Origin of the sequence: Klebsiella sp. K-3 (assembly GCF_051207495.1) — a bacterium.
Taxonomy (GTDB): domain Bacteria; phylum Pseudomonadota; class Gammaproteobacteria; order Enterobacterales; family Enterobacteriaceae; genus Klebsiella; species Klebsiella aerogenes.
In genome coordinates this window covers 70,185-96,476 of record NZ_JBPNXF010000007.1, presented here as the reverse complement: position 1 = coordinate 96,476, position 26,292 = coordinate 70,185, and the positions used below count along the sequence as shown (strand labels likewise).

The following is a 26,292-nucleotide window of genomic DNA, read 5'->3' as shown; positions in this document are numbered from 1 at the left end:
CAGGAGCACTATACGCGGTTAACTAATATATGCAACATGCACATAATAATTACGACATCACCGACTTTCACGGCGCGCTGCTGGATATCATCAGCGTGATGAATCAACCTCTGCGCGATGAGCAGATATTACAGGCGGCAGGGGTGCAGCTTGAACAGATGCTGTTTCCGCTACTGGTGGCGGTAGGACGTTATGGCCCGGTGGGGGTTGTTGAGCTGGCGGATCATTTAGGCCGCGATTACACCACCGTCAGTCGGCAGGTGAAAAAGCTGGAGGTTCAGGGACTTGCCTGCAAGCAGGCCAATGCCAAAGACCGGCGGATTAGCGAAGTAACGCTGAGCGAAAAGGGGCAGCGGATGATCGACGCTATTGCCGTTGCGCGGCGGCGGTTAATGAATCAGGTGCTGGCTGGATGGTCAGAAGACGAGGTGTCGGCGCTGTTTCGCCTAACGCGAAAATACGCCAACAGCCTGCAGCAGAAATAGCCGCCCGGGGTGAGGCCGGGCGACGAAGGGTCAGATGGTTTTGGTCGCCGCTTTCAGACCGTGCACGAAGGTTTTTAGCTCTTCGAGCATTTTTTGCGGCTGCTCGAGGTTGCGCTCGATAATCTTGACGATGGCCGAGCCGGATATTGCCCCGGCGGCGCCGGCGTCAATGGCGGCGGAAACCTGCTCCGGCGCCGAGATACCAAAGCCCTGCAGAGGTGGTGCGGCGTTATATTCTGCTAGTTTTTCAATCAGATGATGCAGCGGCAGCGCGGCGCGGTTTTCCGCGCCTGTCACGCCAGCGCGTGATAGCAGGTAGGTATAGCCGCGGCCATAGGAGGCAATCTGGCGCAGTAAATCGTCATCGGCATTTGGCGGGCAGATGAAAATCGGCGCAATGTTATGGCGCAGCGCTGCCTGACGGAACGGGGCGGACTCTTCGACCGGCACGTCGGCGACCAGCACGGAATCCACGCCGACACGCGCGCATTCGGCGTAGAACTCATCAATCCCCGGGCTGAACACCAGGTTCGCGTACATCAAAAGGCCGATTGGGATTGTCGGATGCTTGTGACGGATTGCCGCCAGCATTTCGAAGCACTGCGCCGGGGTGACGCCGGCGGCAAAAGCGCGTAATGTCGCGCCCTGAATCGTCGGGCCGTCGGCCAGCGGGTCGGAGAAGGGGATCCCCAATTCCAGCGCATCGGCGCCGGCTTCAATCAGCGCATCGATGATTTTTAGCGACTGCTCCGGCCCCGGATCGCCAAGGGTGACGAAGGGAACAAAGGCGCCTTCCTGGCGGTTTTTTAACTGTGCAAATAGCGTCTCGTAACGTTCCATCAGATTTCCCCTCGCGCTTTCAAAATGTCGTGTACGGTGAAGATGTCTTTATCGCCGCGGCCGGACAGGTTAACCACCAGCAACTGCTCTTTATCCGGGTTCTCGCGCATCATCTTCAGCGCGTGCGCCAGAGCGTGGGACGATTCCAGCGCCGGGATAATGCCTTCATGGCGGGAGAGCGCTTTAAAGGCATCCAGCGCTTCGTTGTCGGTAATTGACACATACTCGGCGCGCCCGGTGCTGTTAAGGAACGCATGCTGCGGACCCACTGACGGGAAATCCAGCCCGGCGGAGATAGAATAAGATTCTTCGATCTGCCCGTCGGAGGTTTGCATCATCGGCGACTTCATGCCGAAGTAAATGCCGACGCGACCGTGCTTCAGCGGCGCGCCGTGCTCGCCGGTTTCGATACCGTGGCCGGCAGGCTCGACGCCAATCAGGCCAACGCGGGATTCATCAATGAAATCAGCGAACATGCCGATGGCGTTAGAACCACCGCCAACGCAGGCGATCACCGCGTCCGGCAGGCGTCCTTCTTTCTCGAGGATCTGCGCTTTGGTTTCTTCGCCGATCATGCGCTGGAATTCACGCACGATAGTCGGGAATGGGTGCGGGCCAGCGGCGGTGCCGAGCATGTAGTGCGCCTTCTCGTAGCTGCCGGACCAGTCGCGCAGCGCTTCGTTACAGGCATCTTTCAGGGTGGCGGAACCGCTGTGCACTGGAATGACCTCCGCACCCATCAGGCGCATGCGGAAGACGTTCGGCGACTGACGCTCGACGTCTTTGGCGCCCATATAGATGCGGCATTTCAGACCGAGCAGGGCGCTGGCCAGCGCCGAGGCGACGCCGTGTTGGCCGGCACCGGTTTCGGCGATAATTTCCGTTTTGCCCATACGTTTGGCCAGTAGCGCCTGGCCCAGCACCTGGTTGGTTTTGTGCGCGCCGCCGTGGAGCAGATCTTCACGCTTGAGGTACAGCGTGGTGCGGGTGCCTTCGGTCAGATTGCGGCATTTGGTCAGCGCCGTCGGGCGGCCCGCGTAGTTTTTCAGCAGGTCGGTGAATTCAGCCTGAAACTCAGGATCTTTTTGCGCGCTGACGAAAGCTTCTTCCAGCTGGCGCAGGGCGGGCATCAGGATCTGCGGAACGTACATACCGCCGAATTCGCCGAAATACGGGTTCAGTAAAGTGCTCATTATTGCATTGCTCCTTAATATGCGCGCAGCGTCTGGAAAACGGCAGCCACCAGGCTTGCCTCTTTGATTCCCGGCTGCGACTCTACGCCTGAGTTGAAATCGAGTCCGGCACAGCCGCTTTTCGCGGCTTCTACGCAGTTATCGGCGCTGAGGCCGCCTGCCAGCATCACGTTACGCAGGTCCTGGCCCTGCAGCAGCGACCAGTCGAAGCGTTGACCGCTCCCGCCCTGACCGTTGTCAAAGACATATCTGTCCACATGATTGAGGTTACGCGGCGGCAGCGTTTCGCCGACGCTCAGCGCCTTCCAGATTTGGATCTGCTCCGGCAGCGCCGCGCGCAGGGCATCAATCCAGGCCTGATCTTCGCTCCCATGAAGCTGGACCGCGGCGAGTTTCAAGTTGGTCGCACGGGTGACGACCTCTTCAATGGCTGCATCGCGGAATACGCCAACGTAGCTGAGCGGCGCGGCGGCCATTACCGCCTGTGCCTGCTGGTCGTCAACGGCGCGCGGCGAACTGGCGACGAAAATCAGGCCGCCATAGATAGCGCCCGCCTCCCAGGCGACTTGCGCATCCTGCGGACGAGTCAGGCCGCAAACCTTGTTCTCACCTAACAGCACGCGCTTCACCGCAGCGCTGAGGTCCGGTTGCTCCATTAGCGCCGAGCCAATCAGGAAGCCGTTGGCAAAGTGGCTCAGTTCGCGGACTTCGCCGTAGGTATGGATTCCGGATTCGCTTATCACGGTGACATCCGGGCCGAGACGCGGCGCCAGTTGACGCGTGCGGTTCAGGTCAATCGACATATCGCGCAGATCGCGGTTGTTAATGCCGACGACTTTGGCCTTCAGCGCAATCGCGCGTTCCAGCTCCTCTTCGTTGCTGACTTCTGTCAGAACGCCCATATTGAGGCTGTGGGCGACGGCGGCGAGCTGGCGATATTGATCGTCATCGAGCACCGAGAGCATCAGCAGGCAGGCATCAGCCTGATAGTAACGCGCGAGGTAAATCTGGTAAGGATCGATGGTGAAGTCTTTACACAGTATCGGCTGCGGCGCGACTTTGCTGACAATCGGCAGAAAATCAAAGCTGCCCTGAAAATATTTTTCATCGCACAGTACCGAAATTGCCGAGGCGTAGTGCTTATAAACCCCGGCGATGGTCGCCGGGTCGAAATCTTCACGAATCAGTCCCTTCGACGGCGACGCCTTTTTGCATTCAAGAATAAAGGCGGTGCGGGCGCCGGCCAGCGCATCGTAAAAATGGCGTTCGGACGGCACGATGTCATTCTGAAAACTGGCTAACGGTTGTTGTTGTTTGCGGGCTTCTACCCAAATCGCTTTGTCGGCAACGATTTTTGCTAAAACGGTCTGCATTATTTACCCTCTTGCCGCTAATGCGGTCACTCTGTCATAGGCCGCTCCGCTGTGCAGCACATCCAGTACCTGCCGGGCGTTGGCTTTCAGGTCTTCATGCCCGTGTAAACGCATCAACATGGCGACGTTGGCGGCGACGGCGGCTTCGTGAGCGGCTTCACCTTTACCTTGTAGCAAGCGCGTGAGAATGTCACGGTTTTCTTCCGGCGTGCCGCCAGCCAGTTGATCCTGATGATAAGGCGTCAGACCGAAGTCGGCGGCGGTCAGCTGATAGCTCTGGATTTCGCCGTTATTGAGTTCGGCGACCACGGTCGGCGCATGCAACGAGACTTCGTCCATGCCGCCGCTGTGTACCACGGCGGCGCGTTGATAGCCGAGTACCCGTAAGGTTTCGGCAATCGGCAACACCAGTTCCGGGCTATAGACGCCAATCAACGCCAGCGGCGGGTGCGCAGGGTTGATAAGCGGCCCCAATACGTTAAACAGGGTGCGCGTTTTCAACTGTTGGCGGACCGGCATCGCATGGCGGAAACCGGTGTGGTACTTCGGCGCGAACAGGAAGCAGACGCCCAGTTCATCCAGCGCGGCGCGCGATTTATCGGCGTTCATATCCAGGTTGATGCCAAACGCGGCCAGCAGGTCGGACGAGCCCGATTTACTGGAGACGCTGCGGTTGCCGTGTTTCGCCACCTTTAAACCGCAGGCGGCGGCGACAAAGGCGCTGGCGGTTGAAATATTAATGCTGTTGCTGCCATCGCCGCCGGTGCCGACAATATCGGCAAACTGATAATCCGGGCGCGGGAACGGCGCGGCGTTTTCCAGCAACGCGGTAGCGGCGCCGGCAATTTCCTGCGGTTGCTCGCCGCGCACTTTCATGCTTACCAGCGCGGCGGCCAGTTGTTCTGGCTTCACTTCGCCGCGCACGACGGCGGAAAACAGCACGTGGCTCTCCTGCTGGCTCAGCGTCTCTGCCTGGTACAATTTTTCCAGAATCGGTTGTACGACATTGGTCTGTTCCAGTTTCTGCAGCGCCCATGCCAGCGTTTGCTCCAGCAGCAGCGCCCCTTGAGTAGTCAGAATCGACTCCGGATGGAACTGGAAGCCGCAGACGCGATCGGCGTCATGGCGAACCGCCATCACCATACCGTTGAAATTGGCGTTAATGGTGAGCCCGGCCGGAATATTGCTGCCGACCAGTGAATGGTAGCGGGCCACCGGCAGCGGGTTGGCAAGACCGGCGAACATCGCCTGGCCGTCATGCTCAATGCTGGAAGCTTTGCCGTGAAGGATTTCGCCCGCCTGGCCGACATAGCCGCCGTAGGCTTCCACGATGGCCTGGTGGCCGAGGCAGATACCGATAATCGGTAACTTGCCGCGCAGGCGGGTCAGCAGCTCCGGCATGCAACCGGCTTCGCTTGGGGTACCCGGCCCCGGAGAGAGCATCAGCACCGGATTATCCATAGTGCCGATACGTTCAATCAGCGATTGCGCCGGAACGGTATTACGATAAATGACCACGTTGTGGCCGTTAGCCCGCAGCTGGTCGGCGAGGTTATAGGTAAAGGAGTCGATATTATCGAGCAGCAGGATGTCGGCCATTAGAAAGTCTCCTTCGCGTGATGGGCCTGAGCAATGGCGCGCAGCACGGCGCGAGCTTTATTACGGGTTTCATCCGCCTCGGATTGCGGAACGGAATCGAGCACGATACCGGCGCCCGCCTGCACGGTGGCAATGCCGTCCTCTACGTAGGCTGAGCGGATCACGATGCAGGTATCGAGGTCGCCGTGGGCGGTAAAGTAGCCGACCGCGCCGCCGTAGCTACCACGACGCTTGCCTTCCGCGGCGGCGATTAGCTGCATGGCGCGAACTTTCGGCGCGCCGCTAAGGGTGCCCATATTCATGCAGGCGCGATAGGCGTGCAGGACGTCGAGGTCGCGGCGCAGTTCGCCAACCACGCGGGAAACCAGGTGCATCACAAAGGAGTAGCGATCGACTTTGGTCAAATCCGCCACGTAGCGGCTACCCGGGGTACAGATGCGGGCGAGATCGTTACGGGCCAGGTCGACCAGCATCAGATGTTCAGAGAGCTCTTTGTGGTCGGTACGCATCTCCAGTTCAATACGGCTATCGAGGTCGCGATCCAGCGAACCGTCGGCGCGGCGGCCGCGCGGACGGGTGCCGGCAATGGGGTAGATCTCAATCTGGCGGCTGACGGCGTCGTATTTGAGCGAGCTTTCCGGCGAGGCGCCGAACAGCGTGAAATCGTTATCCTGCATAAAGAACATATACGGGCTGGGATTGCTCTTTTTCAGCACATCGTACGAGGCCAGCGGCGACGGGCAAGGGAGGGAGAAGCGGCGCGACGGCACAACCTGGAAAATTTCGCCCGCGCGAATGGCGCGCTGCATTTTGCGCACCACGGCGCCGTACTCTTCATCGCTCTGATCGACGTCGCAGCGCATTTCGGCAACCGTCGTCACCGGCAGCGGCGCGGGCGGCTCATTTAACTGCTGGCGTAGCTGGGCGATACGTTGCAGAAGACGCTGTTTCTCATTCTCCAGCGGCGTGAACAGGCTCGCCTGAATGCGGGTGTTTTTGGTCTGATGGTCGATGACAAGCAGCGTCTCCGCCAGGTAGAAACAGTAATCCGGGCAGGCGGTATCGGCGTTAAGTGGTGGTAAATCTTCAAAACCGGCCACCAGGTCGTAAGCGAACAGGCCGCCGAAGAACATCGCTTCGCGCTCGGCCTGCGGGACGCTGACCAAATCCTGTAACAGACGAAACGCATCGAACACCGATAACGAACACAGGCGAGCATCTTCATCCAGCAGGGCGCTAACCGGTGGGAAGGTGAGTACCCGGCTGTTCGGCTGGCGCAGATTCTCAATGCCGGACGGCAATGCGTTATCCAGCAGTTCAAGCAGCGCGGCGCCGTTCGCTGACAGCGCCTGGACAGTGACGGTATTGCCAAGTGCGGTAATACGCAGGGCGCTATCCACCAGCAGCAGGCTTTTTAAATCGTCTTTACTATCGATGTCGGCCGATTCCAGCAGCAAGGTTGCCGGGCGCGCGCCGCATAATTGATGGAATAACGCCGTCGGGTTTTCGCGATAGATAGCGTCGCTGGTGAGAAGCTCGAGCGCTGGTTTTGATTTTTGCATTATCATTCTCGCCTGTTCTGTTCATTATTTTGTTCAAAAAAAAGCCCGCTCAGTGGCGGGCCCGGTATCTGTTTGCTGAGTGCAAAACGCGATCACGCCGCCCGATTCCAGGAACGACGCCACCAGCTATGAAGAGTAATAATTTGCGTTTTCATCAGAGATACCCGTTGTGTGAACTTGCGTACTAGTTAACTAGTCCATGAAAATAAAGTCAACCCTTGTTTGCAGATTTTCTTTCTCAGTCGTTATCATAATGCGCTTATTTCAGTTCAGGTCCACCAGGAGCCATTTTGAGCGACACTAATTACGCGGTCATTTATGACCTGCACAGCCATACCGTCGCCTCCGATGGGCGATTGACTCCAGAAGAGCTGGTACATCGCGCGCATGAGATGCGGGTGGGGACGCTGGCAATCACCGATCACGATAGCGTGGCGGCCATTCCGGCAGCGCGTGCCGAAATTGCGCGGGCTGAACTGCCGCTCACGCTTATCACCGGGGTAGAAATTTCCACCCTGTGGGAAAATCACGAAATTCATATCGTCGGACTGAATATTGATATCAACCATCCGGCGATAACGCAACTGCTCTGCGAACAGAAAGCGCGGCGCAACCAGCGCGGGCAGATGATTGCCGAACGGTTGGAGAAAGCGCGTATCCCCGGCGCCTGGGAAGGGGCGTTAAAGCTCGCCGATGGCGGCGCGGTTACCCGCGGCCATTTTGCCCGCTTTTTAGTTGAAGCCGGCTTTGCGAGCAATATTGCCGATGTATTCAAAAAATATCTCGCCCGCGGGAAAACCGGATACGTTCCGCCGCAGTGGTGTACAATAAAACAAGCGATTGATGTCATTCATCATTCTGGCGGCAAAGCGGTGATCGCCCATCCGGGGCGTTACGATCTTTCCGCCAAATGGTTGAAACGGCTGTTGGCCCATTTTAGCGAGCAGGGCGGCGACGCGATGGAGGTCGCCCAATGTCAGCAGGCGCCGCATGAGCGCGCGCAGCTGGCGGGCTACGCGAAACAGTTTGGTTTGATGGCGTCGCAGGGTTCGGATTTCCACCAGCCCTGTCCGTGGATCGAACTGGGGCGCAAACTTTGGCTACCCGCTGGCGTAGAAGGGATCTGGCGCAGTTGGGAAGTGGCCGCTGAACAAATTGAGAGGGAAGTATGAGCCAGTTTTTCTATATCCACCCCGATAACCCGCAGGCGCGGTTGATTAATCAGGCGGTGGAAATCGTACGTAAGGGCGGGGTTATCGTTTATCCAACGGACTCTGGTTATGCTCTGGGGTGCAAAATTGAAGATAAAGGGGCGATGGAGCGGATCTGCCGTATTCGTCAGTTGCCGGATGGCCACAATTTCACCCTGATGTGCCGCGATCTCTCCGAGTTGTCGACCTATGCGTTTGTCGATAACGTGGCGTTTCGTCTGATCAAAAACAATACCCCGGGCAACTACACGTTTATTCTTAAAGGAACGAAAGAGGTGCCGCGCCGCCTGTTGCAAGAAAAGCGTAAAACCATTGGTATGCGCGTGCCGGCAAATCCTATCGCCCAGATGCTGCTGGAAACGCTTGGCGAGCCGATGCTCTCGACATCCTTGATGCTGCCGGGTAATGAATTCACGGAGTCCGACCCGGAAGAGATTAAAGACCGTCTTGAGAAGGTGGTCGATCTGATTATTCACGGCGGTTATCTCGGCCAGCAGCCGACGACGGTTATCGACCTGACCGAAGACGCGCCGGTGGTGCTGCGTGAAGGCGTTGGTGATATTAAACCCTTCCTGTGATGTTTCTCGCGGGCGGCGTTTCATGCGTCGCCCGCGGCTTAAATTTATTTTAAAATTCTTTCCGCATTGAGTCGCTGCTTTCTTCTTTATATTATTAGTCCGCTTACGATATCACTCACTGATATTGCTTCCAGAAAGAAATTCAACATTATGTATAAGCTGACTATTTAATCCTCCGACGTGTTTAAGAGGAAGAAAGTACTGTTGATTTTTTTTATGTTTTCCAGTGTTGCCGTTACCTTATATCTGGCGGGTAAAGTCATACATTAAGCCCTGGTGGTATTCAGTGATAATAATCTTATAATAGTGATTAAATACCGTTAATATATGCCAAAGCTGACCTCAAATACCTATCCCATCACCCTGGTAAAAAGCGTACTGGTTGTTTCGCTGCTGGCGTTAATGCTGATTGTTGTCAGCCTGACCAGCCTGTTTAACTATCAGTCGCGTCAGGTCAGTAGTGCCATTGATAAAAAAATCATTGGTTCTCAGTATACGTCTATTCAGCTTAAACTTGAGGATGCTGTCGATCGCCCACGACAAATAACGAATCTATTTTTACAATATATTCAGGGCGAAAGTAACAACATCGATAAGGATACTTTAGTTCCTGAAATGGTGTATTTGACGGCGAGCGCGTTTAAAACCATGCCCGCCTTCCAGAGCCTGTCGTGGTTTGCGGAAAATGGTTCCAGTATTGCTGTTATTCGCGATAATCATAGTAATCAAATTTATTTACAGCGAACCCAGCGCGATAATCATCACTCCCTGGTTAAATACAGCGGGTTAAGCCCGCAGACCAATATTGTCAACGTCAATAACGCGTTTAATGTTGCTGATTTACCGCAGTTTCGCCGCGCTCGCCAGCAAACGCACGGATTCTGGCAACGCTCTCTCTTTACCGGCAGTTTGATCATGAGCTGGAACCAGCCAGTGTACGATAAACAAGGCCGCTTCGTCGGGGCGATCGCCAGCGGCGCCACACCTGCAGATATGACCGCTTATTTACAGAGTCTCCTGCCGGATAAAAGCTATGCTCTTCTACTTATCGATGACAACAATCGCATTGTCGCGCGTTCCGGCAACCAACATAAATGGCAGCAGGATCGCCAACTGATAGCAAAGCTTACCTCGGCGCAGCCGTCGCCGACGTCATTTTCCTTGCGTACTGAGGACGAGTCTTTGTTGGCGACCGCCTTTAGCGTGCAGGACCGCCAACATCTGCTGAACTGGAAAGCGGTACTTATCGCACCACAGCATGCGGAAATGGCGGAAATGAATAAACAGCGTCTACTTGTGACCTTCTCCACGACACTGTTTATTTTTATTCTGATGTTGATTCTGTTGATGATTATTTCTCATTTCACCGGCGCCTTAAAAGACGTTACAGATAAAGTGCATCTGGGGTTAATGCCGTGGAAGAAACCAACTAAACGAGTATTTCCGGAAATAGCCTCGTTGGATGCAGCATTGAGCAACCTATATGCAATTATTCCAGACACTTTCGAATCTAAACGCCGGAAACTGGAAGAAGATAGAGAAACCGGTTTTTTAACCCGTAGCGGTTTACTGCATTGTGAGTCGCTGTACCGTCATCGCAATATGCTGGCGATGGTATACGTTAACAACTACAACTCGGTTAAGAATGTGCTCGGTACGACTCAGGCCCGACAGTTTATTCACCAGTTTACTTTACGCATTCGCAAAATATTGCCTGAAGGGGCACTATGTTGTCGTGATCGAGAAGACTTGTTCATTATCGCTTTTGATGGCATGTATGCCGAAAAGGATGTCGACTGGTACAGCGCGCTACTTGCTTCTGTTTTTCGTATGTCTGCTTCTGATATGTCAGGCGAATCGCATATATTTACTGGCCATATTGGCATGTTGATTGAATCATTAACCCCAGAGAACATCGGCGAATGTCTGATGAATGTTAGTCTGGCTTTACAGCATGCCCAGATGCAGCGTAGCGGTACGAGTAAACTTTTCACGGCCGCCATGCGTGAAGAGGAAGTGAATAATCTGCGTCTGCATCAGGCGTTATGCGACGATCTCCATTCGGAAGGTTTCCATCTCGTTTTGCAGCCAATCGTTTCATTTGAATCGCAGCGGCCTTGTAAAGAAGGTGAATGCCTGATCCGCTGGCAATCAAATGTGTCGGGTTTCGTGCCGCCCGACAAATTTATCGCCCTTGCCGAGCACACCGGCATGATTGTGCCGTTAGGGAAATGGATAATTGAAACCGCCTGTCGTGAACTTGCCGCGTTTATCACGCGCGGCGCGCCGCGTGATTTTAAACTGCACGTCAATATCTCGGCAATTCAGCTTCAGCAACCTGATTTTGCTCAGCATTTGCTGGAGTCAATTCACGCTAATGATTTGATGAACCGCAATATTTGTCTCGAAATCACCGAAAGCGTTTTGCTACATGACACGTGGCGGATTGTCGAAATACTGGCTTATTTACGCCGCCTCGGCGTTTGCGTCGCGATTGACGATTTTGGTTCCGGTTATTCCAGCCTCTCGTATCTGCATTCACTGCCGTTTGACTGTCTGAAGATTGACCGCGGGTTTGTTAGCAATGTGCTAGACGATAAAAAAAGCGAAGCGGTTATTGCCTCGGTGTTAATGCTGGCGCGAAGTTTTTCCGTGCCGCTGGTGGCCGAAGGCGTTGAAACGCGCGAAATGGCGGAAAAACTGCAGGAGATGGGCTGTGATTTGGCCCAGGGATATCATTATTCCCGGCCGAAAACGTTTGATAGTTTTGACGTCGCCAATGGGTTTTTCGTTGTTGAACCGGAATGATGACAAAGACGAGCGGCGATAATAACGATGCAAATATTAAAAAAACAGCTTTCGGTCAACAGTTACCCGTTCACCCTAACTCAGGCCATCATATTTACCTTAGCCACGACAATTCTCGTCGTGCTGCTGACGACATATGCTTTTCTCTACTACGAAGGTTATGCTTTTTTTGATGAGGTGAGTGAGGATATTCTGCGAGCGAAAAGAGTCAATATCGAGGAAGTCATCCACGATTATATTGATGTTCCCGCGCAATCGAACGCGATACTAGTTCATGCGATCGGACGTCAATCCAGTACTGCGATCCCGGTTCGCAGCCTGATCGGCGAAATGGTCAATACCACCAATAACGTCTTCAGCAACAAACATTATCTCAATCTGGTCGGATTTGGCGCAGTAAATGGCGATTTTATTCAAGTGGCGCGCGGCCAGGCCGAGTCGAATGATTATCTTGCGGTAAAAGATGCGCAAACAGGTCACCATCTGACGGCGTATAGCCACCTGACGGTGAACTCATTGGTAAAATCGGTGCTAGCGGATTATCAAACAACGCAGCGCGAATGGTATGCGGCGGTTGCCAAAGACCAGAGCTCGCACTGGACAAAACCCTTTCGCGATTATGAATATGAAAATGAAATTGGCGTTGCGTTCAGCTCGCCGGCATTCAATCGCCAGGGACAGTTTGTTGGCGTCGTCGCCAGCGAGTTGCACCTCAACGAACTAAATAAAAGCCTGGAAAAATTTAAACCCCATCCGGAAAGTATTCTGCTGATTGTTAATGAAAAAAATGAGCTCATTTCTTCATCAGTGCCATCATTGACGCGAAATATGCTGGCTGGGGGAAAACACTCACGGTTGAATCTACAAACGCTTGAAAACACTCATTTACCGGTTGTTGTGGCAGCCAGTCACACCTTAAAAACGCATAACCGCACGGGATTGCAGTTTTTTAGCTCCGGCAAAGAAGAATATTATGTTGATGCTTTCCCAATCACCGACCGTGATGACATACTGCACTGGACGGGGATTGTGATTAGCCCAGCGAGAATGATTACCCGTACCATCGTTAAATATATAGCTATCACCATGAGCATGCTGTTTGTGATTTTTACACTTGGTCTGCTGGTGGTTTTCTGTGGCCTGGCGAAGGTGGTAAAACCGCTGCGGGATATTGTCCGTAAAGCGGATCAGCTTGCGACGCACCGCTGGACGCCGCCAGATAATAAGCGTCATTTCCCGGAAATAGCCTCTCTGGAAACCACATTTATGGCGCTATCGCATAAGCTGGCGGAAAGTTTCGACGCCCAACGGCGCGAAATAGAAGAGGATAGAACCACCGGATTATTCTCGCGGACGGGGTTACTGCGTCAGACATCGCTATATCAAGGTAGAAACCTGCTCGCGCTGCTGCATATCAGTAATATGAACGCTATTATCAATTCCTTAAGTACGGAGTATGGTGAAAAATTCATTAGCGATTATATTCTTCGCCTGCGTAATTTACTGCCGACGAATACGCTGATCGCCCGCGATACAGTAGATAAGCTTATCGTGGTTTTTCCAGGACAAACTCAGCCAAAAGAGCATCAGCGCTACAGAGAACTGCTCTCCTCACTATTTATCGACGTCAATAATGAAGCGTCTCCTACGGCAAGCAAATACGTTTATACCGGCAATATTGGCCTGGTGACGACTGAGATCCACGCAGAGAATATTGAACAAACGTTGCGTGAGGCATGGATTGCATTACGCCATGCGCAGAAACAGGGAAACGGCGTCGCGACGTTTTTCAGCGGCGAGATGCATGAGGCTGAGCTTTATAATATCCAACTCCATGAGCAGCTTCATGATGCGATCCAGCAACATGAATTTCATCTGATGCTACAGCCAATTGTGGATTTGCAGGATCAAAGCGCTTTTCAGGAAGGAGAATGTTTGCTTCGCTGGCGCTCCGAAACGGTAGGCGAAATTCCTCCCCAGCGTTTCATCCCACTGGCGGAAGAGAGTGGGCTGATAATCCCGCTGGGGCGCTGGGTTATTGAAGAGGCCTGTCGGGAACTGTCCGCTATGATTCTCCGCGGGGCGCCGGCGAACTTTATTCTGCATATCAACGTATCGGCGATTCAACTCCTGCAACAGGATTTTGCCTGGCATTTAATGGATGTTATCTATCGTAATGGGCTGGTCACGGGCAATATTTGTCTTGAGATAACCGAACGGCTATTGATGAACGATGCTACCCGAATGAGCAGAATGATTGCTTATTTACGTCGCCATGGTATTGCCGTCGCGCTGGATGATTTTGGCGTCAATTTATCCAGCCTCTCTTATTTACATACGCTGCCATTTGATAGCATCAAAATTGATCGCCGTTTGATCTGTCAATTCGCCGATGATGACAAAGCGGAATCGGTGATTGCATCGCTGATTGTGCTGGCACAGGGTTTTAAGGTGCCCGTCGTTGCTGAGGGTATTGAAGATGAGGAGATAAAAGACCAGTTACGCGACCTCGGTTGCCAGAAAGCGCAAGGATACCTGTTTAGTCATCCGGCGCCATTTGCCCACTTTCCCCTCAAGGCAAGTTCATTGACGGCGAGCGATAATCCATAGACAGAGAAATGTATCGCAGTGAAGCATTCATTTTGAAGTTAGTGTAGTATGTTCGCCCACGCAGGCGCGCGCGCTGTTTAACAGTGCTGACGAACGGCGCCTTAAAATGTGTAAAGTATTTATATAACAACAGGTTGGTGGTTTTAATGGCCTGTTGTCGCCAAAGCATATCAGACGCCTGGGAAGGCGACACCTAAAGGAAGCTCTATGAGCGAGAAATTACAGAAAGTGCTGGCTCGTGCTGGCCATGGCTCCCGCCGTGAAATTGAAACTATCATCGAAGCTGGCCGCGTCAGCGTGGATGGTAAGGTCGCAACCCTCGGCGATCGCGTAGAAATCGTGCCTGGTTTGAAAATTCGTATCGACGGCCATCTTATTTCGGTAAAAGAATCTGCCGAGCAGATTTGCCGCGTATTGGCCTATTACAAGCCAGAAGGCGAACTCTGTACCCGTAACGATCCGGAAGGGCGCCCGACGGTATTTGACCGTCTGCCGAAACTGCGCGGCGCGCGCTGGATTGCGGTGGGTCGCCTTGATGTGAACACCTGCGGCCTGCTGCTGTTTACCACCGATGGTGAACTGGCGAACCGTTTGATGCACCCGAGCCGCGAAGTCGAGCGTGAATACGCCGTTCGCGTTTTCGGCCAGGTTGATGAAGACAAGCTGCGCCAACTGGCGCGTGGCGTACAGTTAGAAGATGGCCCTGCAGCGTTTAAAACGATTAAGTTCACCGGCGGTGAAGGGATCAACCAATGGTATAACGTCACCTTGACCGAAGGGCGCAACCGCGAAGTGCGTCGCCTGTGGGAAGCCGTCGGCGTTCAGGTCAGCCGTCTTATTCGCGTACGCTACGGCGATATTCTGCTGCCGAAAGGCCTGCCGCGCGGCGGCTGGACGGAACTGGATCTGGCGCAAACCAACTATCTGCGTGAACTGGTGGAGCTGCCGGCGGAAACCGAAAGCAAAGTGGCGGTGGAGAAAGATCGCCGTCGCATGAAAGCGAATCAGATTCGCCGTGCCGTCAAGCGTCATAGCCAGACCAGCGGCAATCCTCGCCAGGGTAATAACGGCAACCGTCGTTCCAGCACTCGCAACAAGACCAACGGCTAATGCTGTACGTTCCGGCGGTTCCCGCCGGAACGCTCCTCTTTTTCCCTTCGCTTGTGACATTTTTCACACTTTTGCATAAAGACAAGAAACAGGAATTACGCAGACAAATAACGCAAAGTGATGTTATTAGCGTCGCCATATACTGTCGGCACTGATTACAAAAACAGGTAGCCCGCAATGAGTACAACAACAAAGTTATCGGCAAGCTATGTGGTCATCGGCGTAAAAGAAAAGATAGGCTATGGCTTAGGTGATTTCGCCTCTAATTTATCGTTCGGTTTTGTCTCGTTATTCTTACTGTTTTTTTATACAAATATTTATGGCATCAGCGCGGTACAGGCGAGCCTGATCTTTGTGATCGCCCGGGTGATTGATGCAATATTTAATATTTTGATTGGTTTTGCAATTGATAAGACGCAGAGTAAATATGGCAAGCTGCGTCCCTGGCTATTATATGGTGCGATACCGTTAGGTTTTTTAACCGTGTTGTGTTTTGTGCCATTTGGCGGGGAAGCTAAATTTTATTTCGCGCTGGCTTCCTATACCATTTATTGCCTGGCATATACGGCGGTTAACACGCCTTATTCAGCATTGACCAACCGCCTGACGCAGCATGAAGCCTCGCGCTCGTCGCTGTCCGTGTACCGCTTTGTGTTGGCGATTGTCGGGTATCTGATTGTTTCCACAACCGCCGACTGGCTGATTTCGCCCTTTAACGACAAACAGATGGGCTATGTCTTTGCCGTTTCCTGCTTTGCACTGTTAGCGACTTTTATGTTTCTTGCCTGTTTTGCCATGACCAAAGAACGAGTTGGCGAAGAGGATGAAATGAATGCGCCGACGCTTCGTGAAATGTTCCGTGCGGTATTAGGCAATGCTCCACTGATTCATCTGTCATTATTTACCGTATTTTTCTATATCGCCTATACCGTCTGGATGGCGATCGCCATTTACTTTATTAAATACATTATCGGCAGCGAAGGGTTTACCGCAACTTTCTTCATGATTCAATCAGGTGCTTATATCGTTGGAACCATCATTTCCGAGAAAGTGATTGCGCTGATAGGAAAAAAGAAAATGGCGCTTCTGGCGTTGTTAATTGGCGTGCTGGGGGTGCTGATGCAATATTTCATCGCTGGTAATAACCTGTGGCTGATAATGAGCGGTGTATGTCTTTACAGCATCACATTAGGTATGGGCTTTGTCGCCATGTGGTCGATGATTGCCGACACTGTCGAATATGCTGAATGGCATCACGGCGTACGCTCTGAAGGCGCAATCTACGGTTTCTTTAACTTCATCACCAAAATTGCGATGGCGATTGGCGGCGGTTGCGCGGGCTGGATGCTGGATCTCTATCACTATGATGCGGGTAATGTGACCAGCGATGCGATTAATGGCATCAATATTCTGATGACGCTCTTCCCCGGCGCGATGTTCGCTATCAGCGCCATCTTCGTAGCCTGCTACTCGTTGGATGAAAATACCTATCGCGATATCGTGCAAAAAATCAGCCTGCGTAAGCAAAGCGCGCTTTAACCTCAAGGAGTCAGAGAGATGAATAACGATTTTAGTACCCTTATTGCCGCCATGTCGGTAGAGGAAAAAGTGGCGCTGCTGACCGGCAGTGGCCTGTGGCGTACGGCATCGTTGCCGCAGCATGGTATCCCCGATATCGTGATGACCGATGGTACGTACGGCGTGCGCTATAGCAGTGCGCAAATAGATGGCAATGAAAAGTGGAGCATGGATGACTTCATCTCGGTGATAACTCAAACCGCCGACCAGGCCAGCGCCGACGAGCCTGTAGCGAAGGGCGGCAGCGAAGCGTTGTTCAGCGCCTCGCTGCCGGCCACCTGTTTTCCGAATGGCTCCAGTCTGGCCTGTAGCTGGGATGTTGAACTGGTGCAGGAAATGGGCGCAGCGCTGGGACGCGAGTGTCAGCAGATGGGAGTGGGTATTTTATTGGGGCCGGGAATTAACATTCGGCGCACCCCGCTGGCTGGACGCGGCTATGAATACTATTCTGAGGACCCGGTCGTTAGCGGGGATATCGCCGCGGCGCTGATTAACGGCTTACAGGCCGAAGGCGTCGGCGCCAGCCTTAAACATTTTGCCGCCAATAACTCCGAGTACCGGCGTACCGAAATGGATTCGATTATTGAGGAGCGGGCGCTGCGTGAAATCTATCTCGCCGGATTTCAACGAGCGATCGCCAAATCCCAGCCCTGGACGGTGATGTCTTCTTATAACCGTCTTAATGGCGTTCAAACATCGCAGGATCCGTTCTTACTGACCCAGGTATTGCGTGATGAATGGGGATATGACGGTCTGGTGATGTCCGACTGGTACGGTATTAAAGATCGCCCGGCATCGCTGCTTGCCGGCAATGACCTGGCGATGCCGGAAACCAGGCGGGACAAACAAACCCTACTGGCGGCAATCTCTTGCGGCGAGGTTCCAATGCCGGTGGTAGACCGGGCTTGTTTGCGGATGCTTGAACTGGTCGATAAAGTGCAACGACATCGCCGGCCGCAGACGCGCGCTGACTTTGCCGCACACCATGCGTTATCGCAGCGTTTAGCGGTAGAATCCATCGTATTGCTGAAAAATGAACACAACCTGCTGCCGCTGAAGCCACACAAAACGCCGCGCATCGCGGTGATCGGTAAGCCCGCTCAGGAGCCGGTGATACAGGGCTCAGGTTGCGCCACCACGGTTCCCTATTTACTTGACCGTCCGCTGGATGAGATTTTCGATCTTGCCGGGGATGACTTTAAGGTCTCGTGGGCGCCGGGCGCGCCAGACGACAATCAAAGCGATGAGCAGGCTCTGGCGCAGGCGCGCGATGTCGCCGGTGCCGCCGATGTAGCAGTGGTTTTTGTCAGCACGGCGGTCGGTGAGGATGGCGAGAATGGCGATCGCCAGGATCTGAATATTCTGCCCGCGCATGAACGGCTGATCCGCGAGGTCGCTGCGGTACAGCCAAACGTGGTGGTGGTGCTGGCCAACAGCGACGCGGTGGTGATGCCATGGCTTGGCGAATGCCGGGCGCTGCTGGAAACCTTCTTCGCCGGACAGGGGATGGGGCGCGCCGTTGCTGAAATTCTGTTCGGTAAATGTAACCCCTGCGGTAAGCTGACCGTAACGGTGCCAAATACGCTCGAAGAGACGCCCGCCTGGCTACAGTATCCGGGGGAAAACCTGCGCCATCATTATGGCGAAGGATTATTTGTCGGCTATCGCTATTACGATAAACGCCGTCTTTCGCCGCGTTTCCCGTTTGGCTTTGGCCTGAGCTATACCCAATTCCGCTATGCCAATCTTTCGCTCTCCGCCTCGCGGCTTGCCGAAGGCGAAACCCTGCATGTAGCGTTTGATTTAACGAATATCGGCGACTGTGAGGGCAAGGAGATTGTACAACTGTACGTTGCGGCCCCGGAGGGAGAACTGATCCGCGAGGTTCGTGCGCTGAAAGCCTTTAGCAAAGTATCGTTGCTGGCGGGAGAAACGCGTCGTGTCGCGCTCGCGCTGCCCGTCGCTGATTTAGCTTGCTATCATCCGGGGCTGGCGGATTGGCTGGTGACGCCAGGGCAGTGGCAAATCTACGTGGGCGCCTCGTCACGCGATCTTCCATTAACGGCAAGCGTTGAGATTGATTGCCCTGCGCGCTATGTACCGCTGCGCGACGACAATTCTCTCCAACAGCTTATTCAACAGCCGGAAGCCTTTGCCCGCGTGGTGGCGCTGATTTCGGCGAAAAGCGGCGTAGCGCCAGACCAGGTACGTGAAAAGCTTATCCGCCTGGCGCCGGATCTGTTCTGTGGTTTGCTCATTGCATTGACTGAATTCCTGGCGCTGGATATCGACCGTGATGAACTCAATGCCGTGCTGGCGGATCATCAATAACAAAAGTTCAGGAGGTAACCCGTGTTCCCGTTTTCAGTGACGCATCCTCGTCAGGTAACGCAAAGCGGGCAGCCGGCGACCGGTAGCGGTTATGAGCTGATCGCCTTCGACGCTGAGAAACTCAACGTTTTTGCCGCTGAGGTGCGCTACTGCGAACCTCACTGGCACCCGGCGCCGGAGCTTATCACCGTCCTTCATGGCGGTTTTACGCTGGCCGTCGGCCAGCGGGAGTGGCTACTACGCGAGGGCGATATGTTGTATATCAACGCGGAGGAAGTGCATTCACTCAGCGCGGAGATGGCCGGTAGCCAGCTGGTTACCGTACAGTTTTCGCCGGGTCTGTTTGATGAAATGCATCCCTCTCCGCGGCTGGAATGGTGCACCGCCGGGCGTGTTGCGCAGAACGCGGATTGGCAGGTGCGCCAGCGGCTCACGGCGCTGCTGCAACAGCTTGTCGATAACCGTACGCCATTCCAGCGTATCGCAGCGATATATTTGCTGCTTGATGCATTGGTGACGGCAGGCGAGCCGCAGGAGCGGGAGGAGAGTTCGCTACGCGAAGAGTCGATGATTAAAAAAGGCATCGATTATATTAATCTGCATTACGACCGGCCACTGACGTTAAGCGAAGTGGCCGAGCACAGCGGGATGAGCTATTCGTGGTTTTCCCGGCTGTTTAAGCGGGTGAGTCGTTACAACTTTAAAGAGTATCTGACCCTGGTACGGCTGAATAAGGCTCGTAATCTACTACGCGATACGCGCACGCCGATCACCGAAATCAGCCATAGCTGCGGTTTTCAGGAGCACAAATACCTGATAGCCGCCTTTAACAAATACTGCGGACTGACGCCGACCGAATACCGCAAACGCTTTGTTTCGCGGCAAAACGTCCTCGACCAGCAACTGGCGCTCGGCGAGGACTGTTTGTGTCTGCCGCTCAATAGCCAGCTCCTGGCCCGACTGGCGCTTAGTAATCAATCCCCATCTGGGCTTTAACCCCGGCGTCAAAGGCGTGTTTTACCGGGCGTAACTCGCTGACGGTGTCGGCTATCTCGATGATCTCGCGGTGGCAGCCGCGACCGGTAATCATCACCGTTTGATGCGCTGGACGGTTGCGCAGCGCCGTCAGCACCTCTTCCAGCGGCAGATAATCATAGGCCACCATGTAGGTAAGTTCATCCAGCAGCACCAGATCCAGGCTGTCGTCGGCCAGCATACGCCGCCCGTGCTGCCAGACATCGAGGCAGGCGGCGGTATCGCTGTCGCGATTTTGCGTATCCCAGGTAAAGCCGGTAGCCATGACCTGAAACTCCACGCCGTGCGGCTCCAGCAAATTGCGCTCGCCGTTAGGCCAGGTACCTTTGATAAACTGCACCACGCCGGCTTTTTTGCCGTGTCCAACCGCGCGGGTGACGGTACCGAAGGCGGCAGTCGTTTTGCCTTTGCCGTTACCGGTAAAGACCATGATTAGCCCGCGTTCTTGCTGGGCGGCGGCGACCCGCGCATCGACTTTGTCTTTTACCCGCTGCTGGCGCTCGCGGTAGCGTTGATCGCTCATTGGGAGATCCCTGGTTTACGCCCCGGCTGGGCATCGAAGGTCATACCGGTTTTGCGCCGGCTATCGTCGCCCATCAGCCATAAATAGACCGGCATGATATCGGCGGGGGTTTTCAGCTTTTGCGGATCTTCTGTCGGGAAGGCGCTGGCGCGCATTTTGGTACGCGTCCCGCCAGGATTGATACAATTTACCCGCAGATGACGGCTTTGATACTCTTCGGCCAGAACCTGCATCATCCCTTCGGTGGCGAATTTAGAGGCCGCGTAGGCGCCCCAGTTGGCGCGGCCCTGGCGGCCAACGCTGGAAGAGGTAAACACCAGCGAGCCGGAATCGGACTTGAGTAATAAAGGAAGAAGCGCCTGGGTGAGCATAAACGTGCCGTTAACGTTTACCTGCATCACCTGCTGCCATACCTCAGGATCCTGCTGATCCATCGGACATACGTCGCCGAGCAGGCCCGCGTTGTGCAGTACGCCGTCAAGGCGCGGGTAGTGAATGGCGATTTTCTGCGCCAGCTGCTGGCACTCCTGCGGCGTGCATGTCAACAGGTCGAGAGTGAACCAGCGCGCGGCAATGCCGCCGGCCTGTTCAATTTCTTGCGCGACGGCGCGCAGCTTTTCTTCATTACGGCCGACCAGTACTACGCTTGCGCTGTAGCGCGCATAGGTGAGGGCGGCTTCGCGGCCGATGCCGTCGCTGGCGCCGGTGACCAGAATGATACGGTCTTTAAGTAGGTGATATTGCGGTTGATAATGCACGGCGACTCCTCTGCTGGCCTGCGTACGGCCACATCTTATTCGGTATCTTACTTTTGCGCTTTATGCCTTAAACGATTGATGATTGCAATCAGTCAAAGGGAAAGTCTTCGCAGAATTAATATCTTGCAACGATTTCATTGCGACAAAAAAAACGGGAATGCGCCTCGCAGCGCACGGAAAGCGCAGAGACTTGATGATAAAGGCTGATGTACACTGTGCGTCAACGTCAGTGCTTTACACAAGGTGAAAACGTGGAATTACTTGCTCAATACGGCTTATTTTTAGCCAAGGCTGCGACTATCGTCGTCGCCATTGCGGTTATCGCCGCCATAATCGTTAATCTGACTCAGCGTAAGAAGCAGCGCGGCGAGCTGCGGGTAACGAATCTTAGCGAGCAATATAAGGAGATGAAAGAAGAGCTGGCGGTGGCGCTGCTGGATGGCCCGCAGCAAAAACTCTGGCATAAAGCGCAGAAGAAAAAACATAAGCAGGAAGCCAAAGAGGCCAAAGCGCGGGCAAAATTGGGCACCGCGGAACCCAGCGGCAAGGCGCGTATCTGGGTGCTGGATTTTAAAGGCAGCATGGATGCCCACGAGGTAAGCGGTCTGCGCGAAGAAATCACGGCGGTGCTGGCTTCGGCGAAGGCGCGTGACCAGGTGGTGGTGCGTCTGGAAAGCCCCGGCGGCGTGGTTCACGGTTATGGTCTGGCAGCTTCGCAGCTGCAGCGCTTACGTGATAAACAGATCCCGCTGACGGTTGCGGTCGATAAGGTCGCTGCCAGCGGCGGCTATATGATGGCCTGCGTGGCGAACAAAATCGTCTGTGCGCCGTTTGCTATTCTTGGCTCGATTGGCGTAGTGGCGCAGATCCCCAACATCAATCGCTTCCTGAAAAACAAAGATATCGATATTGAACTCCATACCGCCGGGCAATATAAACGCACGTTAACCATGTTGGGCGAAAATACCGAGGAAGGTCGGCAGAAATTCCGCGAAGATCTCAATGAAACCCATCAGCTTTTTAAAGATTTCGTGCATCAGATGCGCCCGTCGCTGGATATCGAAAAGGTAGCGACCGGCGAGCACTGGTACGGCGTGCAGGCGTTGGAAAAAGGGCTGGCGGATGCGGTACAAACCAGCGATGAACTCCTGTTGAGCATGATGGATAACCACGAAGTCATTAGCGTGCGTTATCAGCAGCGTAAGAAGTTGCTCGACCGCGTTACCGGTAGCGCGGCGGAAAGCGCTGACCGTCTATTGTTGCGCTGGTGGCAGCGTGGACAAAAACCGTTAATGTAATATGTAATTAAAACAACGCGAGGCTGATACCTCGCGTTGCTGTTTCTGGCTGGCTTAAGCCGAGAGCCGGTCCATCAATGACTGGCGATTAATCGACCAGGTGATACTTATCTGACAACTCATGAGCGAGATACTTGAACATGTTGAATACGGCAGTGCTCTTCGCCGTCGGTAAACCTTGTTCATCAAGATAAAACTCGCCGCTGAACACCAAAACCCCGTTACGCTGAACGACGTTGGTGGCTTCAATTCCGGCTAACGTATCTTCATGATCGCGAATGAGTTGGTTGGCAATTTCAAGTAACGCCTGGCGTTCGATGGGTTGGGTTGTACCTTGCATAACGGACTCCTGTAGTTCTTCGCGGGTAGTCTACGCCGCGAGAGGGCAACGGGCAAATTTTCCATTGATTGTGCAGGGGTAATTGTAACCGGCTAAGAAACATCACTTTACTGGCGGAGTTGGCTTTTGCATGCTAATAAAGTTGCGTAACGAATTTTATCAGGTACAGTGTGACGCTTTCAGCGATCTGGCAACAGATTTGCTTGACATTCGGCCAAAAATTCTTCGTGCTATGCAACCTGGCTCGCAAAAGCCAGCAAACTCAGCTATCTGGTTTTATGGATGTGAAACTGGGCGTGCAGAGGGTTGATATCCATCGACGTGGCCGCAACATATCAGGCACGTCGCTAGTGGATGGTGAATCAATGTGCGATGTATTCCTGGATGAATTAAATTAGGTAAAGGTGAATATGGGTAAAGCTCTCGTTATCGTTGAGTCCCCGGCAAAAGCCAAAACGATCAATAAGTATCTGGGTAATGACTACGTGGTGAAATCCAGCGTCGGTCATATCCGCGATTTGCCGACCAGTGGCTCAGCTTCCAAAAAGAGCGCCGACTCTACCTCCACCAAAGGGGCTAAAAAGCCTAAAAAGGATGAACGTGGCGCTCTGGTCAACCGCATGGGCGTGGACCCATGGCATGACTGGAATGCGCATTATGAAGTACTTCCGGGTAAAGAAAAGGTAGTTTCAGAACTCAAACAGTTGGCGGAAAAAGCCGACCATATCTATCTCGCAACCGACCTTGACCGCGAAGGGGAAGCCATTGCCTGGCACCTGCGGGAAGTTATCGGTGGTGATGAGCAACGTTACAGCCGCGTGGTGTTCAACGAAATCACCAAAAACGCGATTCGTCAGGCCTTTGAGAAGCCGGGCGAGCTGAATATCGATCGTGTTAATGCCCAGCAGGCGCGCCGCTTTATGGACCGTGTGGTGGGGTATATGGTTTCTCCACTGCTGTGGAAAAAAATTGCGCGCGGTCTGTCCGCTGGCCGCGTGCAGTCTGTCGCAGTCCGTCTGGTCGTTGAACGCGAACGCGAAATTAAAGCCTTCGTTCCGGAAGAGTTCTGGGAGATCGACGCCAGTACTACCACGCCGGGCGGCGATGCATTACCGCTGCAGGTAACTCACAAGAATGACAAGCCGTTCCGTCCGGTTAACCGCGACGAAACCATGGCTGCCGTCGCGCTGCTGGAAAAAGCGCGATATAGCGTGCTGGAGCGCGAGGATAAGCCGACCAGCAGCAAGCCGGGCGCGCCATTTATCACCTCCACGCTGCAGCAGGCCGCCAGTACCCGTCTTGGCTTCGGCGTGAAGAAAACCATGATGATGGCCCAGCGTTTGTATGAAGCCGGCCATATTACCTACATGCGTACCGACTCTACCAACCTGAGTCAGGATGCGCTGAACATGGTTCGCGGCTATATCGGCGACAACTTTGGCAAAAAATATCTGCCTGAAAGCGCTAATCAGTACGCCAGCAAAGAAAATTCACAGGAAGCGCACGAAGCGATACGTCCTTCTGACGTGAACGTGATGGCGGAATCGCTGAAAGACATGGAAGCCGATGCGCAGAAATTATACCAACTGATTTGGCGTCAGTTCGTCGCCTGTCAGATGACGCCGGCAAAATACGACTCAACCACCCTGACGGTACAGGCTGGAGAGTTCAAACTGAAAGCCCGCGGTCGTACGCTGCGCTTTGACGGCTGGACGAAAGTGATGCCAGCGCTGCGTAAAGGCGATGAAGACCGTACGTTACCGGTGGTCAATCAGGGCGACAGCCTGAGCCTGGTGGAACTGACCCCAGCGCAGCACTTCACCAAACCGCCTGCGCGTTTCAGCGAAGCCTCGCTGGTGAAAGAGCTGGAAAAACGCGGCATCGGTCGTCCGTCCACTTATGCGTCGATCATTTCGACCATCCAGGACCGCGGCTATGTACGCGCCGAGAACCGTCGCTTTTACGCTGAAAAGATGGGCGAAATCGTCACCGATCGTCTGGAAGAGAACTTCCGCGATCTGATGAACTACGATTTTACCGCACAGATGGAAGACCGCCTCGATCAGGTGGCTAATCATCAGGCCGAGTGGAAACAGGTACTGGATAACTTCTTCGGCGATTTCACCTCCCAGCTACAAACGGCTGAGAAGGATCCTGAAGAGGGCGGCATGCAGCCGAACCCAATGGTGCTGACCAGCATCGACTGTCCGACCTGCGGGCGTAAAATGGGCATTCGTACTGCCAGCACCGGGGTATTCCTCGGTTGCTCTGGCTACGCGCTGTCGCCGAAAGAACGTTGCAAAACCACTATCAACCTGGTACCGGAAAACGAAGTTCTCAACGTGCTGGAAGGCGATGATGCCGAAACCAACGCGCTGCGCGCTAAACGTCGCTGTCAGAAATGCGGCACCGCGATGGACAGCTACCTTATCGATCCGAAGCGTAAACTGCATGTCTGCGGCAACAACCCGACCTGCGATGGCTACGAGATTGAAGAGGGCGAGTTCCGTATCAAAGGTTATGACGGCCCTATCGTGGAGTGTGAGAAATGCGGCTCTGAAATGCACCTGAAAATGGGGCGTTTTGGTAAGTACATGGCTTGCACCAACGACGAATGTAAAAATACGCGTAAGATCCTGCGTAATGGCGAAGTGGCTCCGCCGAAGGAAGATCCGGTGCCTTTACCGGAACTGCCATGCGAGAAGTCCGACGCTTACTTCGTCCTGCGCGATGGCGCGGCGGGCGTTTTCCTGGCGGCAAACACCTTCCCGAAATCACGTGAGACGCGTGCGCCATTAGTGGAAGAGTTGTACCGCTTCCGCGATCGTCTGCCTGAAAAGCTGCGCTATCTGGCCGATGCGCCGCAGCAGGATCCGGAAGGCAATAAAACGCTGGTACGCTTTAGTCGTAAGACCAAGCAACAGTACGTCTCCTCCGAGAAAGAGGGTAAAGCGACCGGCTGGTCCGCCTTCTTTATCGACGGTAAATGGACTGAAGCGAAAAAGTAACCTTCTCAATGGGCCGCAATGCGGCCCATTTTCTCTCCTGTTTTCCTCGTAT

General features: G+C 54.0%; 19 protein-coding genes and 1 other annotated feature. Of the genes, 11 read left to right on the top strand and 8 right to left on the bottom strand.

Annotated elements, in window-relative coordinates; translation table 11 throughout:
• The first annotated feature begins 29 nt into the window (after positions 1-29).
• The gene (locus ACSEMK_RS12760) at positions 30-485 is read left to right on the top strand and encodes a MarR family winged helix-turn-helix transcriptional regulator (RefSeq protein ID WP_430914499.1); all 456 of its coding nucleotides are present in this window, start codon (positions 30-32) and stop codon (positions 483-485) included.
• Positions 486-515: 30 nt separating this feature from the next.
• Here the strand turns inward: ACSEMK_RS12760 and trpA are convergent, their stop codons facing one another.
• The 5 genes from trpA to ACSEMK_RS12735 are packed head-to-tail and all read right to left on the bottom strand — an operon-like array spanning position 516 to position 7,052.
• A complete protein-coding gene (trpA, locus tag ACSEMK_RS12755) occupies positions 516-1,325 on the bottom strand; it encodes a tryptophan synthase subunit alpha (RefSeq protein ID WP_113373650.1) in 810 nt (269 codons plus the stop codon).
• Complete coding sequence (trpB, locus tag ACSEMK_RS12750; RefSeq protein ID WP_015366207.1) at positions 1,325-2,518, bottom strand: tryptophan synthase subunit beta; 1,194 nt, start codon at positions 2,516-2,518, stop codon at positions 1,325-1,327. The genes trpA and trpB overlap by 1 nt, the downstream gene beginning before the upstream one ends.
• Positions 2,519-2,532: 14 nt before the next feature.
• Positions 2,533-3,891 carry a bifunctional indole-3-glycerol-phosphate synthase TrpC/phosphoribosylanthranilate isomerase TrpF gene (gene trpCF, locus ACSEMK_RS12745; protein WP_045393187.1) on the bottom strand — a complete coding sequence of 453 codons (1,359 nt, stop codon included), beginning with the start codon at positions 3,889-3,891 and terminating at the stop codon, positions 2,533-2,535.
• A gap of 3 nt (positions 3,892-3,894) precedes the next feature.
• Positions 3,895-5,490, bottom strand: a complete 1,596-nt coding sequence (gene trpD / locus ACSEMK_RS12740; RefSeq protein WP_015366209.1) for a bifunctional anthranilate synthase glutamate amidotransferase component TrpG/anthranilate phosphoribosyltransferase TrpD — start codon at positions 5,488-5,490, stop codon at positions 3,895-3,897.
• Positions 5,490-7,052 (bottom strand): anthranilate synthase component 1, encoded by a 1,563-nt coding sequence (locus ACSEMK_RS12735; protein WP_430914498.1) that lies wholly within the window; start codon positions 7,050-7,052, stop codon positions 5,490-5,492. Before ACSEMK_RS12735 ends, trpD begins: the two co-directional genes overlap by 1 nt.
• Before the next feature lie 35 nt (positions 7,053-7,087).
• Positions 7,088-7,183, bottom strand: a sequence feature (Trp leader region).
• A gap of 159 nt (positions 7,184-7,342) precedes the next feature.
• Here ACSEMK_RS12735 and rnm point away from each other — a divergent pair.
• The 8 genes from rnm to ACSEMK_RS12695 all read left to right on the top strand — a co-directional run bounded on the left by rnm (position 7,343) and on the right by ACSEMK_RS12695 (position 20,274).
• Positions 7,343-8,224 (top strand): RNase RNM, encoded by an 882-nt coding sequence (gene rnm, locus ACSEMK_RS12730; protein ID WP_213316325.1) that lies wholly within the window; start codon positions 7,343-7,345, stop codon positions 8,222-8,224.
• A complete protein-coding gene (locus ACSEMK_RS12725; RefSeq protein WP_020078571.1) occupies positions 8,221-8,841 on the top strand; it encodes an L-threonylcarbamoyladenylate synthase in 621 nt (206 codons plus the stop codon). Before rnm ends, ACSEMK_RS12725 begins: the two co-directional genes overlap by 4 nt.
• A 327-nt stretch (positions 8,842-9,168) precedes the next feature.
• Positions 9,169-11,649, top strand: coding sequence for a bifunctional diguanylate cyclase/phosphodiesterase (locus ACSEMK_RS12720; RefSeq protein WP_430914497.1), 2,481 nt, complete (start codon positions 9,169-9,171; stop codon positions 11,647-11,649).
• A gap of 27 nt (positions 11,650-11,676) precedes the next feature.
• On the top strand, positions 11,677-14,259 hold the full coding sequence (locus ACSEMK_RS12715) for a bifunctional diguanylate cyclase/phosphodiesterase (protein WP_430914496.1): 2,583 nt from the start codon (positions 11,677-11,679) through the stop codon (positions 14,257-14,259).
• A gap of 207 nt (positions 14,260-14,466) precedes the next feature.
• Entirely contained in the window at positions 14,467-15,369 is a 903-nt protein-coding gene (rluB, locus tag ACSEMK_RS12710) for a 23S rRNA pseudouridine(2605) synthase RluB (protein ID WP_045393170.1), read from the top strand.
• A 177-nt stretch (positions 15,370-15,546) separates the two neighbouring features.
• Complete coding sequence (locus ACSEMK_RS12705; protein WP_087859370.1) at positions 15,547-16,908, top strand: MFS transporter; 1,362 nt, start codon at positions 15,547-15,549, stop codon at positions 16,906-16,908.
• Positions 16,909-16,926: 18 nt separating this feature from the next.
• Complete coding sequence (locus ACSEMK_RS12700) at positions 16,927-19,278, top strand: beta-glucosidase family protein (protein WP_430914495.1); 2,352 nt, start codon at positions 16,927-16,929, stop codon at positions 19,276-19,278.
• A 21-nt stretch (positions 19,279-19,299) separates the two neighbouring features.
• On the top strand, positions 19,300-20,274 hold the full coding sequence (locus ACSEMK_RS12695; RefSeq protein WP_087859372.1) for a helix-turn-helix transcriptional regulator: 975 nt from the start codon (positions 19,300-19,302) through the stop codon (positions 20,272-20,274).
• Here the strand turns inward: ACSEMK_RS12695 and cobO are convergent.
• Both cobO and ACSEMK_RS12685 read right to left on the bottom strand, forming a co-directional pair.
• Positions 20,246-20,836 (bottom strand): cob(I)yrinic acid a,c-diamide adenosyltransferase, encoded by a 591-nt coding sequence (gene cobO / locus ACSEMK_RS12690; protein WP_015366219.1) that lies wholly within the window; start codon positions 20,834-20,836, stop codon positions 20,246-20,248. The two genes, ACSEMK_RS12695 and cobO, sit on opposite strands and share 29 nt — an antisense overlap.
• A complete protein-coding gene (locus ACSEMK_RS12685) occupies positions 20,833-21,594 on the bottom strand; it encodes a YciK family oxidoreductase (protein ID WP_087859373.1) in 762 nt (253 codons plus the stop codon). The genes cobO and ACSEMK_RS12685 overlap by 4 nt, the downstream gene beginning before the upstream one ends.
• A 251-nt stretch (positions 21,595-21,845) precedes the next feature.
• Here ACSEMK_RS12685 and sohB point away from each other — a divergent pair, with 251 nt between their 5' ends.
• Positions 21,846-22,892, top strand: a complete 1,047-nt coding sequence (gene sohB / locus ACSEMK_RS12680; RefSeq protein WP_063447169.1) for a protease SohB — start codon at positions 21,846-21,848, stop codon at positions 22,890-22,892.
• Between the two features lie 88 nt (positions 22,893-22,980).
• On the opposite strand, the gene ACSEMK_RS12675 is transcribed toward sohB, so the two are convergent.
• Entirely contained in the window at positions 22,981-23,232 is a 252-nt protein-coding gene (locus ACSEMK_RS12675; RefSeq protein WP_015366222.1) for a YciN family protein, read from the bottom strand.
• 410 nt (positions 23,233-23,642) lie between these two features.
• On the opposite strand from ACSEMK_RS12675, the gene topA reads away from it, so the two are divergent.
• A complete protein-coding gene (gene topA, locus ACSEMK_RS12670; RefSeq protein ID WP_045393156.1) occupies positions 23,643-26,240 on the top strand; it encodes a type I DNA topoisomerase in 2,598 nt (865 codons plus the stop codon).
• Positions 26,241-26,292 lie beyond the last annotated feature (52 nt).

What these genes read in the sequence shown, in the direction of transcription:
- ACSEMK_RS12760 (WP_430914499.1), top strand. Translation starts at nt 30, where the DNA reads ATGCAACATGCACATAATAATTACGACATCACCGACTTTCACGGCGCG.
- trpA (WP_113373650.1), bottom strand. Translation starts at nt 1,325, where the DNA reads ATGGAACGTTACGAGACGCTATTTGCACAGTTAAAAAACCGCCAGGAA.
- trpB (WP_015366207.1), bottom strand. Translation starts at nt 2,518, where the DNA reads ATGAGCACTTTACTGAACCCGTATTTCGGCGAATTCGGCGGTATGTAC.
- trpCF (WP_045393187.1), bottom strand. Translation starts at nt 3,891, where the DNA reads ATGCAGACCGTTTTAGCAAAAATCGTTGCCGACAAAGCGATTTGGGTA.
- trpD (WP_015366209.1), bottom strand. Translation starts at nt 5,490, where the DNA reads ATGGCCGACATCCTGCTGCTCGATAATATCGACTCCTTTACCTATAAC.
- ACSEMK_RS12735 (WP_430914498.1), bottom strand. Translation starts at nt 7,052, where the DNA reads ATGCAAAAATCAAAACCAGCGCTCGAGCTTCTCACCAGCGACGCTATC.
- ACSEMK_RS12725 (WP_020078571.1), top strand. Translation starts at nt 8,221, where the DNA reads ATGAGCCAGTTTTTCTATATCCACCCCGATAACCCGCAGGCGCGGTTG.
- ACSEMK_RS12720 (WP_430914497.1), top strand. Translation starts at nt 9,169, where the DNA reads ATGCCAAAGCTGACCTCAAATACCTATCCCATCACCCTGGTAAAAAGC.
- ACSEMK_RS12715 (WP_430914496.1), top strand. Translation starts at nt 11,677, where the DNA reads ATGCAAATATTAAAAAAACAGCTTTCGGTCAACAGTTACCCGTTCACC.
- rluB (WP_045393170.1), top strand. Translation starts at nt 14,467, where the DNA reads ATGAGCGAGAAATTACAGAAAGTGCTGGCTCGTGCTGGCCATGGCTCC.
- ACSEMK_RS12705 (WP_087859370.1), top strand. Translation starts at nt 15,547, where the DNA reads ATGAGTACAACAACAAAGTTATCGGCAAGCTATGTGGTCATCGGCGTA.
- ACSEMK_RS12700 (WP_430914495.1), top strand. Translation starts at nt 16,927, where the DNA reads ATGAATAACGATTTTAGTACCCTTATTGCCGCCATGTCGGTAGAGGAA.
- cobO (WP_015366219.1), bottom strand. Translation starts at nt 20,836, where the DNA reads ATGAGCGATCAACGCTACCGCGAGCGCCAGCAGCGGGTAAAAGACAAA.
- ACSEMK_RS12675 (WP_015366222.1), bottom strand. Translation starts at nt 23,232, where the DNA reads ATGCAAGGTACAACCCAACCCATCGAACGCCAGGCGTTACTTGAAATT.
- topA (WP_045393156.1), top strand. Translation starts at nt 23,643, where the DNA reads ATGGGTAAAGCTCTCGTTATCGTTGAGTCCCCGGCAAAAGCCAAAACG.